Annotated in this window: 18 protein-coding genes; 4 read left to right on the top strand and 14 right to left on the bottom strand. The window is 38.3% G+C overall.

The window, feature by feature from the left end; translation table 11 throughout:
* Positions 1 to 17 precede the first annotated feature (17 nt).
* The 5 genes from IOC57_RS07440 to IOC57_RS07420 all read right to left on the bottom strand — a co-directional run bounded on the left by IOC57_RS07440 (position 18) and on the right by IOC57_RS07420 (position 5,156).
* Positions 18 to 1,034, bottom strand: coding sequence for a MoeB/ThiF family adenylyltransferase (locus IOC57_RS07440; RefSeq protein ID WP_207438122.1), 1,017 nt, complete (start codon positions 1,032 to 1,034; stop codon positions 18 to 20).
* A gap of 112 nt (positions 1,035 to 1,146) precedes the next feature.
* Positions 1,147 to 1,632, bottom strand: coding sequence for a cyclic pyranopterin monophosphate synthase MoaC (moaC, locus tag IOC57_RS07435; protein WP_207438121.1), 486 nt, complete (start codon positions 1,630 to 1,632; stop codon positions 1,147 to 1,149).
* Positions 1,633 to 1,918: 286 nt separating this feature from the next.
* Positions 1,919 to 2,935 (bottom strand): GTP 3',8-cyclase MoaA, encoded by a 1,017-nt coding sequence (gene moaA / locus IOC57_RS07430; protein WP_207438120.1) that lies wholly within the window; start codon positions 2,933 to 2,935, stop codon positions 1,919 to 1,921.
* Between the two features lie 46 nt (positions 2,936 to 2,981).
* A complete protein-coding gene (fdhD, locus tag IOC57_RS07425; protein WP_207438119.1) occupies positions 2,982 to 3,779 on the bottom strand; it encodes a formate dehydrogenase accessory sulfurtransferase FdhD in 798 nt (265 codons plus the stop codon).
* Between the two features lie 327 nt (positions 3,780 to 4,106).
* On the bottom strand, positions 4,107 to 5,156 hold the full coding sequence (locus IOC57_RS07420) for a P-loop NTPase (protein ID WP_207438118.1): 1,050 nt from the start codon (positions 5,154 to 5,156) through the stop codon (positions 4,107 to 4,109).
* Between the two features lie 901 nt (positions 5,157 to 6,057).
* Here IOC57_RS07420 and IOC57_RS07415 point away from each other — a divergent pair.
* Positions 6,058 to 6,411: a Na-translocating system protein MpsC family protein gene (locus IOC57_RS07415; RefSeq protein WP_207438117.1), complete on the top strand. Its 354-nt coding sequence runs from the start codon at positions 6,058 to 6,060 to the stop codon at positions 6,409 to 6,411.
* Between the two features lie 345 nt (positions 6,412 to 6,756).
* On the opposite strand, the gene ggt is transcribed toward IOC57_RS07415, so the two are convergent.
* The 4 genes from ggt to IOC57_RS07395 all read right to left on the bottom strand — a co-directional run bounded on the left by ggt (position 6,757) and on the right by IOC57_RS07395 (position 12,606).
* On the bottom strand, positions 6,757 to 8,832 hold the full coding sequence (gene ggt, locus IOC57_RS07410; protein WP_207438116.1) for a gamma-glutamyltransferase: 2,076 nt from the start codon (positions 8,830 to 8,832) through the stop codon (positions 6,757 to 6,759).
* A gap of 219 nt (positions 8,833 to 9,051) precedes the next feature.
* Positions 9,052 to 11,046, bottom strand: coding sequence for a TRAP transporter permease (locus IOC57_RS07405; protein WP_207438115.1), 1,995 nt, complete (start codon positions 11,044 to 11,046; stop codon positions 9,052 to 9,054).
* Complete coding sequence (locus IOC57_RS07400) at positions 11,039 to 11,545, bottom strand: DUF1850 domain-containing protein (protein ID WP_286184612.1); 507 nt, start codon at positions 11,543 to 11,545, stop codon at positions 11,039 to 11,041. The genes IOC57_RS07405 and IOC57_RS07400 overlap by 8 nt, the downstream gene beginning before the upstream one ends.
* An 86-nt stretch (positions 11,546 to 11,631) precedes the next feature.
* Positions 11,632 to 12,606 carry a TAXI family TRAP transporter solute-binding subunit gene (locus tag IOC57_RS07395; RefSeq protein WP_207438114.1) on the bottom strand — a complete coding sequence of 325 codons (975 nt, stop codon included), beginning with the start codon at positions 12,604 to 12,606 and terminating at the stop codon, positions 11,632 to 11,634.
* A gap of 451 nt (positions 12,607 to 13,057) precedes the next feature.
* Between IOC57_RS07395 and IOC57_RS07390 the strand changes: the two genes are divergently transcribed.
* Both IOC57_RS07390 and IOC57_RS07385 read left to right on the top strand, forming a co-directional pair.
* Positions 13,058 to 13,966: a LysR family transcriptional regulator gene (locus tag IOC57_RS07390; protein WP_207438113.1), complete on the top strand. Its 909-nt coding sequence runs from the start codon at positions 13,058 to 13,060 to the stop codon at positions 13,964 to 13,966.
* A 321-nt stretch (positions 13,967 to 14,287) separates the two neighbouring features.
* Positions 14,288 to 14,563, top strand: a complete 276-nt coding sequence (locus IOC57_RS07385; RefSeq protein ID WP_286184609.1) for an amidohydrolase family protein — start codon at positions 14,288 to 14,290, stop codon at positions 14,561 to 14,563.
* A 455-nt stretch (positions 14,564 to 15,018) separates the two neighbouring features.
* On the opposite strand, the gene IOC57_RS07380 is transcribed toward IOC57_RS07385, so the two are convergent.
* The 5 genes from IOC57_RS07380 to IOC57_RS07360 form a co-directional block, all read right to left on the bottom strand.
* Positions 15,019 to 16,011 (bottom strand): NAD(P)/FAD-dependent oxidoreductase, encoded by a 993-nt coding sequence (locus tag IOC57_RS07380; protein WP_207438112.1) that lies wholly within the window; start codon positions 16,009 to 16,011, stop codon positions 15,019 to 15,021.
* 247 nt (positions 16,012 to 16,258) lie between these two features.
* Positions 16,259 to 16,507: a ferredoxin gene (locus IOC57_RS07375; protein ID WP_207438259.1), complete on the bottom strand. Its 249-nt coding sequence runs from the start codon at positions 16,505 to 16,507 to the stop codon at positions 16,259 to 16,261.
* Between the two features lie 102 nt (positions 16,508 to 16,609).
* Complete coding sequence (locus IOC57_RS07370; protein ID WP_207438111.1) at positions 16,610 to 17,398, bottom strand: alpha/beta fold hydrolase; 789 nt, start codon at positions 17,396 to 17,398, stop codon at positions 16,610 to 16,612.
* 266 nt (positions 17,399 to 17,664) lie between these two features.
* Positions 17,665 to 18,453, bottom strand: coding sequence for an SDR family NAD(P)-dependent oxidoreductase (locus IOC57_RS07365; RefSeq protein WP_207438110.1), 789 nt, complete (start codon positions 18,451 to 18,453; stop codon positions 17,665 to 17,667).
* Positions 18,454 to 18,830: 377 nt separating this feature from the next.
* The gene (locus tag IOC57_RS07360) at positions 18,831 to 20,111 is read right to left on the bottom strand and encodes an MFS transporter (protein ID WP_207438109.1); all 1,281 of its coding nucleotides are present in this window, start codon (positions 20,109 to 20,111) and stop codon (positions 18,831 to 18,833) included.
* A 751-nt stretch (positions 20,112 to 20,862) separates the two neighbouring features.
* On the opposite strand from IOC57_RS07360, the gene IOC57_RS07355 reads away from it, so the two are divergent.
* Positions 20,863 to 21,885, top strand: coding sequence for an NAD(P)H-dependent amine dehydrogenase family protein (locus IOC57_RS07355; RefSeq protein ID WP_207438108.1), 1,023 nt, complete (start codon positions 20,863 to 20,865; stop codon positions 21,883 to 21,885).
* The last annotated feature ends 76 nt before the right edge of the window (positions 21,886 to 21,961 follow it).

Below are 21,961 nucleotides of genomic sequence, written 5' to 3'. Positions count from 1 at the left end.
AACTTTCACTCCTTCTGTCAGCCTAAAAGGCGATAATAAAGGTTTTTTGCAAGCTGTATGTTATTGGTTCCGTGAATAAAGACACGCCCATCCCTAAATATAACCACACGATAATTCTGAACCTGACAAGATAATAAATAAAGATTTCTAGTTACTGTACCGTGAGCTTTTAGTAGTTTTTCTACATGATCAAAGTTATATTCAATATTTCTAGAAGGTCTGATTTGAATTGTATTTCGCCCACATAATACTTCTGTTTTTGTCTGATTTTCATACGATAAATAAGGGTAAGTTCTAACTATTCCACAGGTTGGGCAACTCTTTTCTCCGTTTTTTTCCAATTTAATAGAGTAATGTTGGTTACTCCATACATCAAATGTCAAAAAGGTGTTCCTTAACGTTGAAAAATCACCTACAAGAATTTTGAAAGCCTCTGCCACTTGATAAGCAGAAACAATTTGAACTGCTGGGCTAATGATACCTGCTGTATCACATGTTGCTCCTCCAGCAGGAACTTTCTTTAGAATACAAGACAAACATATTGTTCCTCCGGGAATAACTGTGTAAGTAGCTCCATAACTTCCTACACATGAGCCATAAATCCATGGAATGTTATACTTATGTGAAAGATCATTTAAAATGAATCGAATGTCAAAATTGTCTGTACCATCAATAATTACATCAACACCGTTTAACAAATTCCCCAAATTATCAGGTCTTGCATCCATAACAAGCGCTTCAATTTCAACTTCTGAATTAATTAGTTTCAAATGCTTTCTGGCAGCTATCGCTTTGGGAATTTGACCTTCAGCATCATCTTCGTTATATAACTGCTGCCGCTGCAAGTTACTCCATTCAACATAATCACGGTCGATAATAGTCAATTTACCAATACCTGCCCTGACAAAGGCCTCAGCCCCAGCACTTCCCAATGCCCCAGCACCTACAATGAGTACATGCTTATGCCTGATTTTTTCTTGACCTTCAAAACCTATTTTTTTGAATAGCTGTTGCCGTGAATAACGATTATTCAACGAACTCTCTTCCTTTCCTTCAAAAGTAATCCATACCCTTACCGTTTAAACCAGCCATTCCAATTGTTAGATCCATGGATAATTTTCATTACACATACAAAAGAGTACATAATTATTGTTTATGAAAAAAGTCTCCACTTTTCCCACCAGTTTTTTGCAATAAAAATGTTTCTTTAATAACCATTGTTTTATCCACTGCTTTACACATATCATAAAAAGTTAGTGCAGCAACAGATACCGCGGTTAATGCTTCCATTTCAACTCCCGTTTTCCCACTGCACTTAACCGTGGCATGAATAATTAAATCATATCCATTTTCTTTTTTTTCATATTTAAATGTAAAGTCGCTTCCTTGCAGCATGACTGGATGACACATTGGAATGATATCCGCTGTTTTTTTTGCTGCCATGATACCCGCAATCTGTGCTACTTGAAGTGGATCCCCCTTTTTTATTAATCCTTCTTCAATTGCTTCGAATAATTCATTGGATAAGGAAAGAGTACTTTTTGCAACAGCTGTCCGAGTTGTTATGTCTTTCTGAGAAATATCGACCATCTTAGGCCTGCCTTCTTCATTCCAATGTGAGAAATTGCTCATCATTTGCCACCTTCATATGCTTAAGTTAATGAATATAGAATTGTGACCCCTAAAAAGACGTTGGTCTGAGAAAAAGGGACTGATCAACAAAGTTGTTAGCATACTTTGAAGGTCAGTCTCATTTTCTAAAATAGTTTATTTTCTAGGGTGTTATTTTTCCATTATTCAACAAAACTGGAACGCTAGGTGAATTAAACATTTCTTTATCCATCCTATTTTTTATATGCTTCCATACGATTTGAAAGAATTAATTAGACTAGAGATTCTTCACCACAATTTTCGAATTTCAACCACCAATATGTGACATTTCTACTTTCAAGCTATTTCTTGAAACATCCCCACTTGTTCTTTCATCAGAATAGCGATCGCTGCGATGATTCCAAATATCCGAAATTTTATTTTTAATCACAACATCCGACTCTTCTGAGCGAAGTAATTGACGAAGATCATAACCTTTTGAAGCAAATAAGCAAGTATATAATTTCCCTTCAGCCGAAACTCGTGCCCTGGAACAGGTCGAGCAAAATGAATCAGTCACAGATGATATTATTCCAATTTCTTGATCACTGTCTGTGTACCGATATCTAGTTGCCACCTCTCCTACATAATTGGGCTTAATTTGTTCTAAGGGCATGACTTCTCCAATTTGATCTAAAATCTCTTGCTTGGTCATTACCTCCGCCATTCTCCAGCCATTTGAATTTCCGACATCCATAAACTCAATAAACCTAAGAGTATGTTCATGTTCTTTAAAATATTTCGCCATTGGAATGATATCTTGATCGTTCTTCCCTTTTTGAACAACCATGTTCATTTTCACTTTTAGGCCCGCATCAGAAGCTGCCTCAACTCCCTCTAAAACTCTCGCAACTTTGCTTCTATTCCCATTTAATTGATTAAAACGTTCATCATTTAAGGAATCAAGACTAACTGTCACCCGTCTTAACCCAGCATTAAATAACTCAGGTGCAAACTTTTTAAGAAGAGATCCATTTGTCGTAATGGCAATGTCATCTACTCCATTAATTAAATTCAAACGATGAATCAATTCAGGAAGGTTTTTGCGTAATAAAGGTTCTCCTCCTGTAATACGTATTTTTCTAACACCTAATGAAACAAAAATACGGCTCAATCGCTCCATTTCATCAAAAGAGAGAATTTTATCCGTGGATAAAAAAGGATAATCTGGCCCAAATATTTCTTCAGGCATGCAATAACGACAGCGAAAATTACAACGGTCGGTCACAGATAAACGCAGATCTCTTAATGGGCGTTCTAATTTGTCCAAAATACCATCTTCCATGTTTTTCGTGTCCCCTCTCTAAGATAAACAACAAACCAATATCTTCTTACTGTTTCTGTTGAATTCGCTCTGGGCAAGTATATATATTCAAAGATTGTTTACGAATAAAACCTACTGTTGTAATCCCTAATTCTTCTGCCAACTGTAATGCCAATTCAGTCGGTGCCGATTTTGAAAGAACTACCTCACAACCAATTTTTGCTACTTTCAATAAAATTTCTGAAGATATACGGCCGCTAAAAACAATGATTTTATTTCCAATCGAGATATCATTTTTCAAACAATAGCCATATATTTTATCCAAAGCATTATGTCTTCCTATGTCCATCCGACTTAACATAAAACCATGTAAATCACAGAGGGCGGCATTATGGACCCCTCCTGTATCTTGGAAAATAGTGGCGGAAATTTGTAGATTATTCATTAAACGGAAACAATCATCCGTGGAGAGCTTGACTCGGATTTCATTCATCTTCTTAGCCGTTAATGCATCGTTAACGAAGACAAACCCTTGTCTGCTCATTCCACAACACGATGTAATATACCGCTTATTTTGGAAATTTTGGTAATAAGGATTCAATTTATCTATTTTCACATGGACATATCCCTCTTTTTCTTGAACCCAAATATCTTTGATTTCTTCATATTTCCGTATAATTCCTTCAGATGCTAAGTAACCAATAACCATATCTTGAATATATTCAGGTGTACAAACCATCGTAACAAATTCTTGTTCGTTAATTTTCAGTGTAACTGGAACCTCCGTTACAATGATATCTTCAGCATTAACAATATGCCCGTTTGTGAATCTAAGAATTTGCCGTTTCTCCACTGCTGGTTTCATATAGCACTACATCCTTTGAATTTTTAATCGAAAATTCTACCTTCTTCATTTATCTTGGATCATACCTTAACTATTTATAAAGAGGGATAAATACATATATGCCTTGAATTATTTTTGTTGTGTTTTAATTAACCATATGCAGCCTTATGGGGTCTTAGTTTCAGTTAATATAAGTACCCATATGGGGAATTGAACTTTTATTTTAGAAACGTATTCACACACTTAAACTGATAAAACCCTGCTGCAACTTCATGAAAAAGATTTGAATTAAAATTTCAGGGATAAAGACTTTCTTCATTGATAATGCATGATTCTAGATGGAAAAAACTATCCTCTATGAACAAGCTCTTGAGCTAAGGATGTAAACATCTCTCCGGTAAGCGAATCTTCATCGTATATACATGAACCTTTATTTTCCTCACGTTTGGCAAAAGGAATTCTTGCGATTACTTCGGATTGCAGCTGTTGAGCGAGCATATCGCCGCCACCCTTTCCAAAAAGGTAGTTCCTCGAACCATCTTGTTCTTCATAATATGCCATATTCTCAACGATACCTAAGATTTCGTGTTTTGTATGTTTCGCCATGGCACCTGCTCTTGAAGCAACAAAAGAAGCGACATTGTGAGGAGTCGTTACGATAATTTCCTTTGCCTGGGGAATCATGGCAGCTACATCAATGGCTACGTCTCCTGTACCAGGAGGTAAATCTAAAAGAAGATAATCCAGTTCTCCCCAATGTGTGTTGGCAAGGAAGTTTTGAATCCATTTGTTTAGCATCGGCCCTCGCCACATAACGGGGCTATTATTGTCTGTAAAAAAGCCCATGGACATGACTTTAACGCTCTGACTTACAATTGGAATGACTGTATGGTCAATCATGGTTGGCTTTTCTCCAACTCCCATCATCGCAGGAATACTAAATCCGTAAATATCCGCATCTAACACTCCGACTTTTTTCCCCATCCGGGCTAAAGCAGTAGCCAGATTAACGGTAACCGTTGATTTTCCCACTCCACCTTTTCCGCTTGTCACTGTAATAAATTTCACACCTGAATCAGGCAGTAACATGTTAGGCATTCCGGTCTCTGTTGTAGCGTCTTTCTTTAAAGTTTGTGTTAATGCAGCCCGTTCTTCTGGCGTCATAGAACCAAAGGTTAACGAAACACTTGACACCCCAATATTTCGAAGTGAATTTTCAACATCATCTTTTATTTTTGCTTTTAATGGACAGCCTTGGATCGTTAAAATCACTTCAAGTTGAACATGTGTACCATCAATTTCAATATTTCTCACCATGTTCAAATCCACGATACTTTTATGCAGCTCGGGATCTTGTACATGTACTAGAGCATTCATTATTTGTTCATGTGTCAACATAACTCTCAGTCCTTTTTTATTTAGTAGTTCCATTCTCTTGATGGCAAATTGCCCCAGAGGAAAAATTCAAAGATAATCGTGATCAATTTCGTCCTGTTAAGCATAATGGCTATCATTAAGTATCACAGAAAATTAGAGTCACTCTAATGATTCACTGGTTGGAGGCTCTGTTCTATTTCATGATATTCTCCATTAATTTCCGCTTAGGCTATTCATAGCATATTGAACTCTCCTTTTTTATAAATCAAAAAAGCCCATCATAAAATAGATTGTGCACATGCAATACACAGTCAATTTTATGATGGGCTAATTACTAAGCAGTTTAACCTACTAGCGATCCTTCTCATCACGTATAACAAAAATAAAAAACAGGACATTATGGCAATTTTCCATTACCTAATATCAATGATTTTTTTTATAGTTTTATTATAATACTTTACATGTCTCACCTCAATAGCAAATTACAAGTAAAGATACAAAGGCAATCCTTAAATAAGTGGTTCGAGTAACGATATCTCTAAAAAATTCCTCACCAAAATTAATATTTTTTTATTAAAAATTACTTTTTTCAACACATTTTAATTATACTTTAATCATTAATCAAAAAGAATAAGGAGATGAACTATCTTCCATTATTATTTTTCATGGGACAAATAGTGACTTTGAATACATACTATATTAATTAGGTTTTTGCGCAGAAAGCCTTACTTCGAACCACTAAATAGTACTTACCCAACAAGCAATTTACCTTTTGGAAAAAAAAACAATGAACTTCCATGATATGAATAAATGAAAAGTTCAGTTTTTCATCTGATTTACATTTTAACAAAGTAGAGGTTCACTAGATCTTGTTATATAAACCCAAACTAAACAGAATAAATGTTGAGATAGGAGAAATGGAATGACAAAAAATATGGAGCATCAATTCAATATGTTACTTCGCGAAATACGCAAGGAGTATGTTGGAAATGGACCAAAGGAAATCACCACTCGTTTTGTAGGTCCCTGGGTAATTAGTGAGATGAAAGGAAATCTGACGAATGTGGAAAAATTTATGATTGGCTCCACAGAAGGACAAAATATGGTTCATGAAGCACGAACTAAATTAGTAAAAGGAATCTATCAGGATCCTACCGTAATGAGAAAGCTTGAGGAGTTGATGGAAGCGAAAATTTTAAGCATCTATACGGATATTAATATAGATATTGATACTGCGATGACGATTTTTGTGTTCGATAAGCTTATTCAGCCATAGTCTTAGCTAAAGTATCTATCACTTTTAAGTTGTTTCACAAGTTTAATCGTTATTCAATTTGGTGTATGGGAAAGGATGGTTTGTCGCTTCCTCATTGATCATTCGCACGATTATTAAACACCACAGCTGAGATGTTCCATATTGGGAAAAACATGAATGGCCATAAGAACTTGCTAAATGTGAGCAAATAAAGAAGTCCAATGAGTGAATGAACAATGAGATGAAACATTCACATTATGCACATTGCACAAGTGGAGTGTTTCATCTCATTGCTCTGGCCATTTCCTCGATTTCCTTATTTACAACTTGCTAAAAGGATTTCAGTCTATATTCGTCAGGGTACGTTTAATTCGTGACACTGCCATCTTCGTCTGGATCTTCAATATCAGCCGGATCTTTTTCCAATAGTGCCTCTTTGTCTTTTTCGTTCCATTTTGCTTTATACCCTAATGATTTCGCTACTCTTAACACCGGTAGATACGATTTTTTATCTGGTTTAAATGTTTCTAAGTCCCCTGTTTGGATTACCCCCAAACCAAGTAGCAATTTGTCTGATTGAATATAGGGTTTTTCATCTATCAGTTTCATTTGTTCAGCTGTATAAGGATAAACGGCTCCATTCACTTTTAAGGTAAACGGTCCCTTTTTTTCTTCTTTTATTTCTTTAGGTTTTTTCGATTTATAGGAAACATTATAAGCCCCTTGAACAGTTCCTTCTCTCGTATTATCGGCTCCTCCATACATTTTTCCCTTTTCATAATCAAAAATAACAGCTTGCACATTTCCGATATGTTGGGGTTTTTCTTCATAAACATGACCCTTTGCCATTAACTCCAACCTTGTATTTTGTTCAATCCCCGGTTCCCATCTAACTGATGGATAACCAGCAGAATAAATACGTGGAGCTAGAATCGCATCTTGAATTAGCATTTGATGATCAAGTACATTCATAATCGTTTCAGAAACCGATGCGATTATCGTCGCCCCGCCTGGTGAACCAATGGCCATGAAGGGGTTGCCATCTTTTAATACAAAGGTCGGGGACATACTGCTTCTTGGTCTTTTTCCTGGTTCCACCTGGTTAACTCCACCTGGTGTGGCATCAAAATCCGTCATTTCATTATTAAGCATGAATCCATAATCAGGTACCATGATACCTGATCCAAATACTTGCTCGATTGTAGTCGTATAAGCAACCATATTTCCCCACTTATCCATTACAGAAAAGTGAGTCGTTTGTCCGATCGGGTTTTTCTCTTCTTTTACCATCTCCATTGAAGTGGGTTCTTTGCCCTCATACTTCCATGGATCGCCTGCTTTGACATCAGCTGTTGATCTATTTGGATTAATGAGTTTTCTTCTCTCTTTTATATAATCTTCATCCAATAGTCCTTTAGTGGGTACATCATAAAAATCTTCATCTGCCATATAGGCAGCACGATCGGCAAAAGCGAGATGCATGGCTTCGGTTAGATAATGTAGATACTCAGGGGAGTTCGCCCCCATCTTTTGTACATTGAATCCTTCCATTAGCTCCAGGATTTGTTGGACGGTCAAGCTGCCTGAACTTGGTGAAGCTGCCCCCACCACTTCAAAGCCCCTATATTCCGATTTAATCGGCTCTCTCTCTTTCACCACATAGTTTTCCAAATCCTCGGTTGTCATCGTTCCTTCACGTTTTTGAACTTCTTTGGTAAGTGCTTCCCCGATTTCACCTTTATAAAAAACATTAGAACCTTGTTTTTTTATTAACTTAAGAGTCTTTGCCAGATCTGGCTGAACGAGGGTGTCACCCTCTTCCAATGGTTTTCCATTTGGCACAAAAACATTTGCTGCCGCTTGGTTATTTTCTAGTTTTTTTACATTTTCATCTATATATTGTGCTGTTATCCAATTGACTTTAACCCCTTTTTCAGCTTGTTTAATGGCTGGGTCCATAACTTGAGATAATTTCAATGTTCCATATTTCTCAAGTGCCGTTTCCATCCCCTTAAGGGTTCCAGGGACTGCGACAGCTTTACCAGTTGTGTGCCGTTTACTAAAAGGAACAGGTTTCCCCTTTTCATCTAAAAATAGTTCAGGCGTAACATTTTGCGGTGCCATTTCGCGGCTATCGATCATCGTTATTTTATTTTCTTTCTTATTATAAATCATGATAAAACCACCGCCGCCGATTCCAGACATCATCGGTTCAACTACATTTAACGATAATTGAATGGCTGCTGCTGCATCGACTGCGTTTCCACCTTGTTTTAATATCTTTATACCCGCTACAGCTGCTAAAGGGTGGGAAACTGATACGATTCCATTTTTAAAACCCTTACCCATTGACTCATCTACTCCAGGGACACTTGCAAAAGCTGGTGTGATCATACAAAAGAAACTGAAAGTAACTAAAATAAAACTTTTTAAAAATTTCATGAATTAGTCTCCTTTCAAAATAAAACAAAATAGGTTTTACCATTAGGCAAATGGTAGTACGATCGGATGACTCTAGTAGGAATATGCTGGTTGAGCTCTATATAAAGCATCCTGCACATTCCCATTGGGCATTGCGTTCTCCATGATGTTTCACTTCAAAAAATCACCCCCTCGAATGGTTCAACTCTCCCCTTAACTTCCGGATCGATATTCGCAGACTCAATTTTTCTCCATGCTTTGGTTATTTTCCAAGATATTGGGGCTATCATGATTGTCACTCTTCCAAAGATATTGCAAAGCCAACAATACGATAAATGCAGATACCCCAATGATGTCCGATACCGTTTCAGGATAGATTAATAGTAAACCAACGATTATAGCGAGGACTCTTTCCAACCAGTGCATCCCCCTCATCCAGTAACCTATAACGCCCGCACCAATTGCAATCATGCCTGACATTGCTGTAAATACGACCCAGACAACCTCCATCCAGGTTGTATCGATCATCAGCATTTGTGGGGAGAGAACAAAAATATATGGAATGATAAATGCAGCGATAGCAAGTTTTGATGACTCAATCCCCGTTTTTATCGGTTCACCGCCTGCCACCCCTGCCGCTGCAAATGCTGCTAAAGCAACTGGAGGAGTTATATCAGCTATAATGCCAAAATAGAAGACAAATAAATGTGCAGATAAATCAGGAACACCCAGCAAAATGATCGCAGGTGCTGCAATCGTCGATGTGATTACATAATTGGCGGTCGTAGGTGAACCCATTCCTAAAATAAGTGCCGCTACCATTGTCAGCATCAATGTTGGAATCAAATATCCGCCAGACAAATCTATCAAACCATTAGCCAGCTTCAACCCTAAACCAGTTTTCGTAACGATTCCCACAATAATTCCGGCTGCTGCGGTTGCGGCTGCAACCGCAAGTGCCGTTCTAGCTCCATCCACCAATGCATAAATGATATCAATGAATTTCATACGGACATCCTTGTTTATGAATCCTACAAGAACAGAGATGGCAATGGAATACAGTGCTGCATGTGTAACCGTGATATTCATCATGAGCAAGAAGATAATGGCAAGGATCGGTATTAGTAAATAAAATTTACCGAATACTTCCTTCTTACTTGGCATCTCTTCTTTCGTTAATCCACGAAGCCCGAGTCGTTTCGCTTCAAAATGGGTCATGATCCAAATTCCAGAAAAGTAAAGGATAGCTGGAATCGCAGCCGCCTTTGCAATATCCCAATACGTTATACCATTCCCAATGAACTCAACCATTAAGAATGCTGCTGCTCCCATTACCGGAGGCATCAATTGACCGCCTGTCGAAGCGGCCGCCTCCACTGCTCCTGCGAATTCCTTCTTATAACCAAGATTTTTCATCATCGGTATCGTAAATGCTCCTGAAGTGACAACATTGGCTACAGAGCTTCCGCTAATCGTCCCTTGAAGAGCACTGGAAAAAATCGCAACCTTTGCAGGTCCCCCTATCCTTCTGCCTGCAATGGCGGTTGAAAGATCATTGAAGTATTGACCGACACCAGTCCGGACTAGAAAGGATCCAAACAGTAAAAATAGGAAGATGAATGTCGATGACACCGCTAGCGGAGTACCTAAAATGCCCTCTGTCGAGAAGAACATCGTCTGCACCAAACGCTCCAGAGTTAAACCGCGATGAGCAAGGAACCCAGGCATATACTGTCCAAAAATCCCATAGAAAATGAATAAGGAAGCAATGACCATAATAGGAAGCCCTACTGCACGCCTGGTTGCCTCCAAAACCAGTAGAATGGCCATTAAGCCCACCGCAAAATCCAAAGCGCCCAAACGTCCTACATTCATGACGATATCTTCAAAAAATAATGGCCAATATGCACCTACTCCGATACTTAGGATCGCTAAAATGATATCGTACCAGGCAATTTGAAACTTTCCTTTTTGACGTTTCTTCCTGTTGGCAGGAAATAGTAAAAAAACCAAGGAGAGTGCAAACCCTAAATGTATCGTCCGTTGGATTTGAGCTGTAAAAACGCCAAAAATAGCAGTATATAATTGGAATAACGAAAAAGCCAAGAGTCCAAAAAACGCAATGTATCCCAAGACACCAGTTAATTTCCTTGTCCCGGCTTCAGGATCATATTTTTCCAATAACTCCTGTTGTTCTGCTTCGGTTAAATACTTCGTTTTTTCTTGATCAGCCACTAATCTTCACTCCCTTCAACTGTTCCCATAAAGAAATTCTTTCGGATGAAATCCTGACCCATGTCCCTGGTTTAATAAAGTCTGCCAATGTATAAGTTTTTTCATCGTATATTAAACGATGGTTAGCCCTGACTTGTCCTACTCGTAAATCTATATAGGAGAAATTGCGATTCATATTTTTTATGAAGTAAGTACCGTTTTTCTCTTCGAATACTTCCTCCCCCTCTGCATTAGAAGGCATACCGACTGCAAAATCATTATAAGCAAGTTCGGTTAGTTCAATTTGATTATCCGATAACCGATAAGATTCCCTAACATCCGTGAGGTGGATGGAGTGTGTATACTTAATCTTGAATTCTTTTTCTTTTTTCAATGGAAAGTAGGCAACTAATTTCCCTTGGTCCTCGAAGGAAAAGGCAATTACATGCTTATAAGGAAAAAATAATAAAAAAGCGATGAACAGAGGTGTACCAAAAGCCATGAATCTCGAGAATTTCATAGGTACCCCTTTCAAAACCAGAAATACCATTCAGAATAAAAACGAAGCCGATAGGTCACATTAAGCGAGCTACCGACCCAATTGCATTACTTGGAAACACCTTTTTCTTTAAAGTATTTTGCTGCTCCAGGATGAACTTCCATATCCCCTAACCCTTCAAGTGCAGTCTTTGCTGTAATGAACTTGCCTTTTGCATGTGTGATTTGATCTGTGTTGTCATAAACAGCTTTAGTCATTTCATAAACTAAATCTTCATCTAGATCCTTTGTAACCACTAACATCGCCTTAACAGCAACTGTTTTCACCTCGGATTTGATTTTGTACGTACCACTTGGAATGGTTTCTTCAGCATAGTATGGGTACTTTTTAACCAATGCTTGAATCTTGTCCTCTGCAATAGGCAAGATAATCATATCATTTTGGACGGATAGAGCCTCCACTGCACCAGTCGGCGTGCCTGCCGTAATGAAAGCTGCATCAATATTGCCTGCTTGCATTCCTTCAGCCGACTCATCGAATGATAGATTTTGTCCTTTAATATCTTTTTCAGACAACCCATGTATCTCCAGGATTTGCATGGCATTGATGTAAGCACCAGAACCTGGTGCGCCTACTGATACCTTTTTACCTTTCAAATCCTCGATTGATTTAATTCCACTCTTTGCAGTCGCTACAATTTGTACCGTTTCGGGATATAAAGAGCTGATCGCTTGTATATTGTCTATGGGATTCCCATCGAACATTTCTTTTCCTTCAAGTGCATATGCCGCGATATCCGTTTGCGAAAAAGCGATCTCAGCTTCTCCAGCTCTTAAAGTTTCCATGTTTTCAGCCGAGGCGCCAGATGTCTGAGGTGTTATATTCGCTTTTGTTTTATCGGAAATGATTTTCCCAATTTGTCCTCCAAGTGGATAGTATGTACCTCCCGTTCCACCAGTCAACAGACTCAGGTTTTGGTTTCCGCTGCCCGGGACACCTGCTTTACTGTCACCGCAGGCCGCGATAATACCAGTTACCATCAAAATCATAACCAATAAAAAGCACTTATGAGATTTTTTCATAAAACTCCCCCCTCATTTATTTTCTTCATCCGCAAAAGATGATAGTGTTATTATTCTACCGCCCACCTTGCTTTCCCTTTTTTTACAAAATTAGACACTTGAACCAAAAGAACTGGTATTTAATTAAAACCTTTTATAGAAATCAAAATAAGCAAGCATAAATGTGCAAAAACACCTATTAAAAACAAGGAAAATCTGCTATTCGATAGTAATATTTTACCTTTTATTACCTATTATTCCTTTCTTTAAAGATAATATTGACTCTTCCATTTTAGAAATATATTATTGTTATAAACTTATAAGCCTATATTATTAATGACTTTCCTAGCATATTTCTAGGCTTAAATCTTATTACCAGCTTTTGTTTGAGAGGGAATATTAGAAGTGCGCCCTTTCTTTAAACAGCCTTTTTAGCCCTTTATTTTCAAATCCAACTGAAGTGGGTGATTGTTTGAATTTCCTATCCCTCCGTTATTTCATAGAGGTTTCTAACCATCTTAGTTTCAGTGAGGCTTCCAAAATCCTGCATATTTCCCAGCCCGGACTTAGCCAACAGATTTTATCCCTCGAAAAACAATTAGGGTTTAAATTATTGAATCGAACGACAAGAAAAATTACATTGACAGAAGAAGGAGAATACATCTATAAAAAACTAGCTCCCTCCTTTGAAGATATTGAGAAAACTGTGAATTACATAGTTGAAAATAAGACCATCCCCAAGCCTAAACTGAAGATTGCTACCGTCCCCTCTGCAGCTAGCATATTTATCCCGAAGCTATTGAAAAAGATTGTGGGGGAATACCCGGAAACAGAATTTTACGTTCATGAAACAACATCCTCAAGGGCTGTAAAACTAGTAAACCAACAAAATTATCACATCGGTTTCATCCGAACTCCCATTCACAGTAACATCATCGCCAATGAAGGATTAAGCATGATTGAATTCATGAGGTTCCCTTTACAATTGGTCGTTTCCACTGATCATCCACTAGCCCGAAAAGATGCTATACATTTATACGAAGCAAAAGACGAACCTTTTATCCACTATGATGCCGTGCAAGCACACTCCCTTCAATTCCTTTTGGAAAAGGCTTGTCTGACTGCTGGATTTTCACCTAAAGAATTATGTAAAGGCTCTGAATTACTGACGATCGCCAATCTAATATCCAATAACCTAGGCGTAGCACTCATGCCGGAAGATATGGTGAGTTTGTTGGGAAAAAGCAAAGTCAAAGCGTTGAACATCGATAACTCTGAATTATCAAGTTCCATATCTGCAGTTTGGAAAAACACGGATGCATCAATGCTGACTATGCATATATTGAAAACATTAGAGAATGATCATTTTAGCGATTTATGAGATTCTAGGTTGGAAAAAGCACCGAAACGACTCTTAGTGAAATAGGAACAGTTATGGTAAAGGGAACTAAAGTTAAATAAGCCCCATTTTCACGTTTATGACACAGAGAAATGGGGTTTTTAATATTGGGGAATTTCATCTTTTAAACATCTTATTTGGCATGGGACGGGACCCTTTTATTGAGACTTGAGTTCTCCATAACTTGTAAGAATCTTAAATTAGCAAACTCTTGACTTTGACTAGAAATCAGTTCTCTGCTTGCCGCTTTTCCTTTATCGCTGCATTGTTTGATTACTTCCAAGATGAAAGCGCGCTCCTGAATTGCATGAAATACTCCAGAACGCCTTCGGACACTTCCCCTTCTCTTCAGACGGGCAGGCAACACTTCCATTTTTCAATACCCACGGGGAGTATGCAGGCCTTCAAGTAGGAATATTATCTTCACTATATCACGAAGTGCGTAATTCTGTTTTAGAACAAGGAATCCCCCTTGAAACGGCACTGAAGGTCATCAGCATGAATCCGGCACAAAAGCTGAAACTATCAAACAAGGGCAGTAACCAAACAGGGAAGGATGCTGATAACGTATCATTATAAAAATGAACTTTGGCAAGAGGACAAGCTTTGGCAGAAAAGGGCATTCCGTTGGTAACAGGAACATTTAATGAGTTAAACAGGATAGCCATTAACGAAAAATTTTCACATCACGGATTGTTTAACATTCCGTATTAGAGATCAGCTGGAATTAATATTATGAAGAATTGCTATAGAGGAGTTACTTAAAACAAACTAAAAAGTCGAATTCCTAGCTGCAAAGGAGTTCGACTTTTATTTCTTACCGTCATATCGGCCTGACTATCAACCTATTGCTTTATTAGGGAATACATCCTATTAAGCCTCGAAACACTTTAATTTCCAGTGATTATTATCTACTTTTCATTTCCATTAAATCCGGAAAACCGAGACCCCCTATCTATCACAATTTACATTAGGGGCCTCGCGTATGTGCTCTTCATTCATTTCTACACTAGTGCATTGTAGCTAAATATAGGTCAACCAAATAAGGAAGTACTATGTATCGGCTGAACTTTCGCCATAGGATCAATATAGGCTTTAGCATTATTAACCGCCGTTGGACCTTCTCCAAATCCAGAAGCAATTAATTTAACCTTTCCATCATACGTACAAATATCCCCAGCTGCATATATGCCTGAAATATTTGTTTCTTGTTTGGAATTGACGATAATTGCATTTTTATTGATGTTTAGGCCCCATTCTTTAATCGCACCAAGAGAAGAGACAAAGCCGTAGTTTATGATTAAATCATCTACGTCAATCACTTCTTTTTGATGAGTCTTAGTGTGTTCTAAAACAATTTGAGTAATCTGATCTGCTCCAACCAGTTCAGAGGGAATATAAGGTGTTTTGACTTCAACAGAGGAATTCAATAATTTTTCTACACTATGTTCATGAGCACGGAATTTATCTCTTCGGTGTATCAATGTTACCTTTTCAGCAATCGGCTCTAACATAAGGGCCCAATCAACTGCAGAATCCCCACCACCTAGAATCGCCACTTTTCTTCCTTTAAAGCGGTTCATATCATTCACAAAGTAATGCAAATTCTTATTTTCGAACTGTGGTGAATCTTCCAATTCCAGTTTACGAGGCTGAAAAGCACCATTTCCAGCAGTAATGATCACTGATCTGGAAAAATGAGTATCGAGGTTTGTAGTGATCTTAAATGTTCCGTCTGCTTGCTTTTCCAACTGTTCAACTGCTTCTTCAAGACAGATTGTTGGTTCGAATACCTTCATTTGTTCTTTTAAATTCTCTATCAATTCCTGTGCCCTTACTTTTGGAAATCCAGCTATATCATAAATGAATTTTTCGGGATAAAGAGCCGAAAGCTGTCCGCCCAATTGAGGAAGGCTTTCAAGGATTTTCACCTTTGCTTGCCTCATTCCCCCATAAAACGCCGTAAACAAGCCAATTGGGCCGCCGCCAATGATAGTTATGTCATAGACTTTCTTTTCTTCAGTCAATGTAATCACTCCTTGTTCTTCTAGGTCGGTTGATCATACTGAACATAGATTTTTTTTTGTCGAAAGGGATAGTCTTAATGATTATACGAGCAATCCCACCTTTTTCCCGTTTCAACAAATGATGGATAAAGACTGTTGAAAATCCATCCTTCCTAAAACAGACTGGACTTTCAATTTCCTAATTAATAATAAATCTAAACATCTATTATCAATAACAAAAAGGCCATAATGCTTTTATCTAGAAATATTATTCAAATTTATTAGGATTGCCATCAAAAGACGCTTGAGCTACTTTAATAGAATCGGTTGGACATCCTTCTGAAGCATCTAGCATATCATCCTCTAGTTCATCAGGTATGATCGCTGCCCCAACATTATTATCCAATATAACAAACGCAATACCTTCTTCATCGTAATCATAAATATCCGGAGCTGAAGCACCACATGCTCCGCAAGCAATACAAGTTTCTTTATCCACGATTGTATAGTTAGGCATTTTCACTATCCATTCCCTTCAATAATCTAAGCTTCTGTTTTATACAAAGGCATTTCTAAATATGGTTTAGAAGCCTTAAGCAATTCCCAATCGTTTTTTTTCTTACTCATTCAAAAATTCCAAAATGCTCGAATTAAACATTTCAGGATTTTCCTGGTAACATAAATGGCCGCCGCCTGGAATTATCACAAGCCGGGAGTTTATTAGTTCTTCTTGAATTGCTTCCGATTCTTTTATAGGAGTTACAGTATCCAACTCACCACAGATTACAAGAACAGGAACGTCTATATGAGATAACAATCTCATTTGATTTAGATGGTAAAGTGAATTGGCTACCGAACGATATCCTGCCGGTCTTATCTGTGTCATGATCTCTTTTACTCGCTTATAGACTTTTTCTGAAGCATGTGGAGATAACAATGCTTTTATCCTCTTATCCGCTATCTCCTCAGTAGAAAGGTTTTCAATTGAAAATAATCGATTTTTCAATTTCGTCTCATTCTCTTCAGGGGTTAGGGCAGAAGCCCCTCTTGTCGAGTCGGCTAATATAAGTTTATTAATCCTATTAGGGTACAGGCTACAGTACTCTATCGCAATTGCCGCTCCCATCGAATGGCCGAGTAGATAGATTTTTTCCAACTTTAGCTGATCTAGCATGCCGTTCAGAATACGTGCAAACTCTTTAAAATTTCTAAATTCTTCTGCTGGATCTGAACTTTTCCCATAACCCGGAGCATCCCATGCAATTACTGTATAATGATCCTTTAATTCCTGGATTTGCTCCATCCATGACTGTGAATTATTACTCATACCATGCAATAATACTAAAGGTTCTCCATTACCTTCTATTTCATAATGAATACTTAAATCTTCCACTTTTACGTATGGCATAATATCAGTCCCCCTCTATTTATTTTTGGCGTTTCGTTGAACAAGACAGTTTAAGACTGCTGAACTTTTCAAGGCAAATCTCTAACTCTTAAAATACCTATTCTTGATATATCTTTCTTAAATAGTGAATGATTTACTACATTTATATTTCGTTTGGAAATCGCTATCGTTATGATCTGATAAAGAAAGTGCTGAAGATAAGCAGGAAATTCCACTCCGTTCCTGTCTTGCACTTTAGCTAAAAACAGTATAAAAATCTTCTCAGATTAGCCAAGTCCCCGCACTGACAATCCGCCGTCGCTGGAAATGATTTCACCTGTGATCGCACGTGATTCGTCAGAAGCTAACAGTACATACGCCGCAACGTGATCTTCCGGCATCTGGGCGAGTTGAAGAATATTCCGTTTTTTAATACTGCTTGCTTTCGTATCATTATCAACGATTTCCACAAAAGGACGCAGAGGTGGAATCACCGTGAGTGCTGTCAATGTACCCCCTGGTGCTACCGCATTTACCCGGATAGAAGGAGATAGTTCGAACGCAAGCTGGCGCATCAATCCAATTTGGGCGTGTTTGCTCGCTGTGTACCAAACACCGCCGCCATCTGGATAAAAACTTGCCCCTGACACGGTAAAAATAATATTGCCATTTGTTTTTTTCAGTTCTTCAAGAGCGGCTTTCGCTCCGAAAAATGATCCTTTTACGTTAATATTGAGAAGAAAATCATACGCTTTGGAAAGCGCCTCAGGAGTCACATCGGCAAATTTGGCAAATCCGTCGAACCCCCCCGCATTCGCAACGAAAACATCTAACTTCCCGAATTGCTCAACAGTAGCTTGGACCGCTTGCTCATTGTCTTCGTACTTGCTTACATCTCCCTGATAAGTAAGGATATTTTCACCAAATTCTTCTTTCATTTTCGCTAACGTGTCTTTAGAGCGGCCGATAATGCTCACTTTTGCCCCTTCTTGTATAAAACGGCGTGTGACAGCTTCTCCTATTCCAGAAGCTCCCCCAGTAATCAATACGACTTTATCTTTTAAGGCCTTGCCCATTGTCTCCACCTCTTCTGTTATCTTTCAAACGTGATGAACGGTTATACAAAGATCTAGGTTCCAATCTAGTATACGGTGTTGTAAGCTAGCATATATTATTTCCAAATGACCACACATTGTTTCTTATAGAAAACAATGTTTTTTCATATAAACAATTCTAAAATGTAATCGCTTTATTGTCAATGTAAGCTGTAAAAAAACTGACACCATCGTTCGGAAATACGTTACTTGTTCTATATCAATCTGTAATAATCCTTACTCCTGTGTACTCATCAATACACATTCAAGATTTTATTGTGGTTTCCCAGTAAGGTTTTACCACCCCTTCTTACTTAGAAACCTTTCTAAAAAACGTATTATATTAACTGTTTAGCGCCCTATAAAGTTATTTTGTTTCCTGTCGTATTACTCAGGTGATATTCGGCAACTTCTTGTTTAATCATAAACAAATACGCCACAAATCCAAGAGTTGCTGCTACAATCAGCATGGCAATGGAGTGACCAAAATCACCGCCAGACAAATCGCGACTCCACCCCATAATATAGCTTGAAAATCCACCCATAATATTTGTGAATCCCATTAAACCGGCTGCGCGGCCCGCTGTTTCAGGTGTTGAAAGTTTGATGATGAAGAAATTGGTTAGATGAAACATTCCTCCCTGAGTTCCCATGGCTAGCCCCATTGAAACACCTGCCAAAATAGGGTTTGGTGCTAGGACAGCTATTGTCAAAAATACAGCTGTTAATATGAAAAGAATCGTCGCAAGCAAACTCGGGCGCTTCGTTTTGTCCGCTAGAAATCCGGCAGCCAGGACAAATCCAAGTGCGAATAGCCACGATAATGAAGTAATACCAGTCATTGCTTCCCTTGCAAAGCCTTTGGCCTCAACGAGATATGTAGGCAGCCAAATACTGATTCCAAAGAAAAGAAAGGACGACATCAAATTGCCAAACCAGACAACCCAATAACGATAATCCTTTGCGAAGAATTGCTTCGACTGCACATCCTCCGCTTCATTTTTTTGGCGAATGTAGGAGACTTCTTCTTTGCTCATGCGCGGATGTTCTTCAGGCGTGTTACGAGTCAAAAACAGGAACATTGGAATATTTATAAATAAGTTAAAGGCAGCGAGAGCAAAGAAAGCGGCCTGCCAATGGAAAGTTGAAATAATTAGAATGAGCATAACGGTACCCACTGCCGGGCCAAGATAGTTTCCAGTAATCCAGAATGACTGTGCCCTGCCAAGCTCTCGTTTATTAAACCAATTCGAAATGAATTTACCCGATATCGGGATCATCATACCTTCCCCAATTCCGAGAATGACTCTACTAATTAAAAACATTTCGTATGAAGTGGACAGCCCTCCCATGACCATTGTCACTGTCCATACCAGTAAACCTAAAACTGCTGTTTTCCGTGCCCCTAACTTGTCGATAATAACTCCCCAAAAAATGTTGGAACAGGAGTATGAAATCATGAATATAAAGGAGATCAAGCCAATTTTCGCATTTTTATCCGGGCCAGTTAAACCAAGATCACTTAAAAATCCCGGATCGGTTTGGATAACAGAGATACCCACTTTATCAATCTGACCGAAAAACCAGAAGAAAAAAATAGGAATCGCAATGTACAACCATCTTTTTTGACCTAGTAACATGTCATTCCCCCCTTATAACAGGCTCAATTGAATGCGCTTTCATGATTTTCGATAAAGAAAATGTCTATCATACTATCAAACTTCACCAACTCCCCCTTTCAAAAGATGATAAAGATTTTGTTTTATATAAAAAACATTGTTACTTATATTTAATGTTATATTGAATTTTCTCAATAGTCAATAATATCAAGATTAATATTTTCCCAACAGAAAAAGTAGTTTTTATACAAAACAAAAAAAGGTATTATTTCAATAAAAAAACGGGACAATACCTTCTCTTCAATGGCTTTCTCTGTATCACATAAAACCGGATCATGTTTCTGTCATTTACCGGTACTAGGTAATGGCATTCAACAATCATTCTGAAACACCATTAACCGAAGTGAGTAAATCTCCATCATGCCCAAAAACCGGAGAAGTCACGGACTGAGATTCACTAGGTCTAAAGTCGGTTGGAATAAAAGGCTTTAACTGGGGACTGTATGGCGGTTTCTCCATAGGAGATAACCAGCATCGCAGTCCAACATCCCATCTTATGTTGCGGCTCGAGTTGAATAAGGTACAATTCGTGCACCACCATTTTACAAGTCCTGTAAAGTCAAAATCGAAGAATGATTATTCACTATATCGGCTCATTCATTGTCTTCCTTTTATAACGATTCTTTATAAATATATAAAAATTTACTATTTTTATTATTTATCACTCAATGTTAGCCTTTTGTTATACGATATTTGAAAGGATGAGAGATGAATGACTATACCATATTCTCAGTTCACAGTATTCGGATTGGGTCCCATCGGAATCGAAATTCTACGCAGTGCTTACCAAACCAATCCACGATCGATTATCGGTGTTGTCGATATTGATCCCGATAAGGTAGGTAAGGATATTGGCTCATTAATCAATGAAAAGGAAACGAACAAGTGTGTAGTCTCCCATATACAGGAAGTTCATACTGAAGCTGACCATCCTATCGCCCTACATGCAACTGGCTCCAACGCACAACAAGTATGGCCCCAGATCAAAGAGCTTCTAGATCACGGCTTTTCAGTGGTTTCCACCTGTGAACAGCTCTCCTTCCCTTGGCAACGTCACCCTCTACTTGCAAAAGAAATGGATGATTATGCTAAAGCAAAAGGACTTAGTGTAATCGGGACCGGGATCAATCCAGGGTATATCATGGATACTATGGCCATTTCTTTTACAACAATATTGACCACGGTTAACCACATTAAGGTCAATCGTAAAGTTGATGTTTCGAAAAGGCGCCTCCCCTTACAAAAAAAGGTCGGAATCGGGCTTACCAAAGAAGAGTTTGAATATCTAGCTGAAAGGAATAAAATTGGGCATGTGGGTCTTGAGGAGTCTGTAAGGTTAATCGCTTATGGGCTGAATTGGAAACTTTCAAGTGTTATCAATTCCATTGAACCCACGATTGCAAACGAAAATATGACCGTTCCGCTAACTACCCTAAAACCAGGGGGGGTTATGGGACTTCATCAAATATCCACGGGCAAGACTGTGGACGGAAAGGAAATTTCCTTGGATTTAACGATGTCCGCAGGTATTAAACAGGAAGATGAAATCGTTATTGAGGGTAACGAAACCCAAAGGTTGATTGTTCCAAACGGCATCTTTGGAGATACCGCAACCGCAGCAATGATTATCAATACCGCTAAGCAAATTGATGCCCATCGTAAACCAGGTTTACTTACAATGGCTGACATCGGGGTGCCGAGAAATATCAATCAATCTGACTTTGTACGTATTTAATGGATAACCCAAACCTTTCGTATAAGTATTACGATAATAGCAAAGGTGAACCCCGAATGGTTCACCTTTGCTATTT

Source organism: Bacillus sp. SD075 (assembly GCF_017355165.1).
In the GTDB taxonomy this organism is placed as follows: Bacteria; Bacillota; Bacilli; order Bacillales; family DSM-1321; genus Peribacillus.
The sequence above is the reverse complement of the archived record's forward strand: the minus strand, read 5'-3'. Positions and strand labels throughout refer to the sequence as shown.

Coding starts and splice junctions, on each gene's coding strand:
- IOC57_RS07360 (WP_207438109.1), bottom strand. CDS start 20,111: ATGTTACTAGGTCAAAAAAGATGGTTGTACATTGCGATTCCTATTTTT.
- IOC57_RS07370 (WP_207438111.1), bottom strand. CDS start 17,398: ATGCCATACGTAAAAGTGGAAGATTTAAGTATTCATTATGAAATAGAA.
- fdhD (WP_207438119.1), bottom strand. CDS start 3,779: ATGAAACCAGCAGTGGAGAAACGGCAAATTCTTAGATTCACAAACGGG.
- IOC57_RS07420 (WP_207438118.1), bottom strand. CDS start 5,156: ATGTTGACACATGAACAAATAATGAATGCTCTAGTACATGTACAAGAT.
- moaA (WP_207438120.1), bottom strand. CDS start 2,935: ATGGAAGATGGTATTTTGGACAAATTAGAACGCCCATTAAGAGATCTG.
- IOC57_RS07365 (WP_207438110.1), bottom strand. CDS start 18,453: ATGGGCAAGGCCTTAAAAGATAAAGTCGTATTGATTACTGGGGGAGCT.
- IOC57_RS07415 (WP_207438117.1), top strand. CDS start 6,058: ATGACAAAAAATATGGAGCATCAATTCAATATGTTACTTCGCGAAATA.
- ggt (WP_207438116.1), bottom strand. CDS start 8,832: ATGAAATTTTTAAAAAGTTTTATTTTAGTTACTTTCAGTTTCTTTTGT.
- moaC (WP_207438121.1), bottom strand. CDS start 1,632: ATGAGCAATTTCTCACATTGGAATGAAGAAGGCAGGCCTAAGATGGTC.
- IOC57_RS07395 (WP_207438114.1), bottom strand. CDS start 12,606: ATGAAAAAATCTCATAAGTGCTTTTTATTGGTTATGATTTTGATGGTA.
- IOC57_RS07355 (WP_207438108.1), top strand. CDS start 20,863: ATGACTATACCATATTCTCAGTTCACAGTATTCGGATTGGGTCCCATC.
- IOC57_RS07375 (WP_207438259.1), bottom strand. CDS start 16,507: ATGCCTAACTATACAATCGTGGATAAAGAAACTTGTATTGCTTGCGGA.
- IOC57_RS07400 (WP_286184612.1), bottom strand. CDS start 11,545: ATGAAATTCTCGAGATTCATGGCTTTTGGTACACCTCTGTTCATCGCT.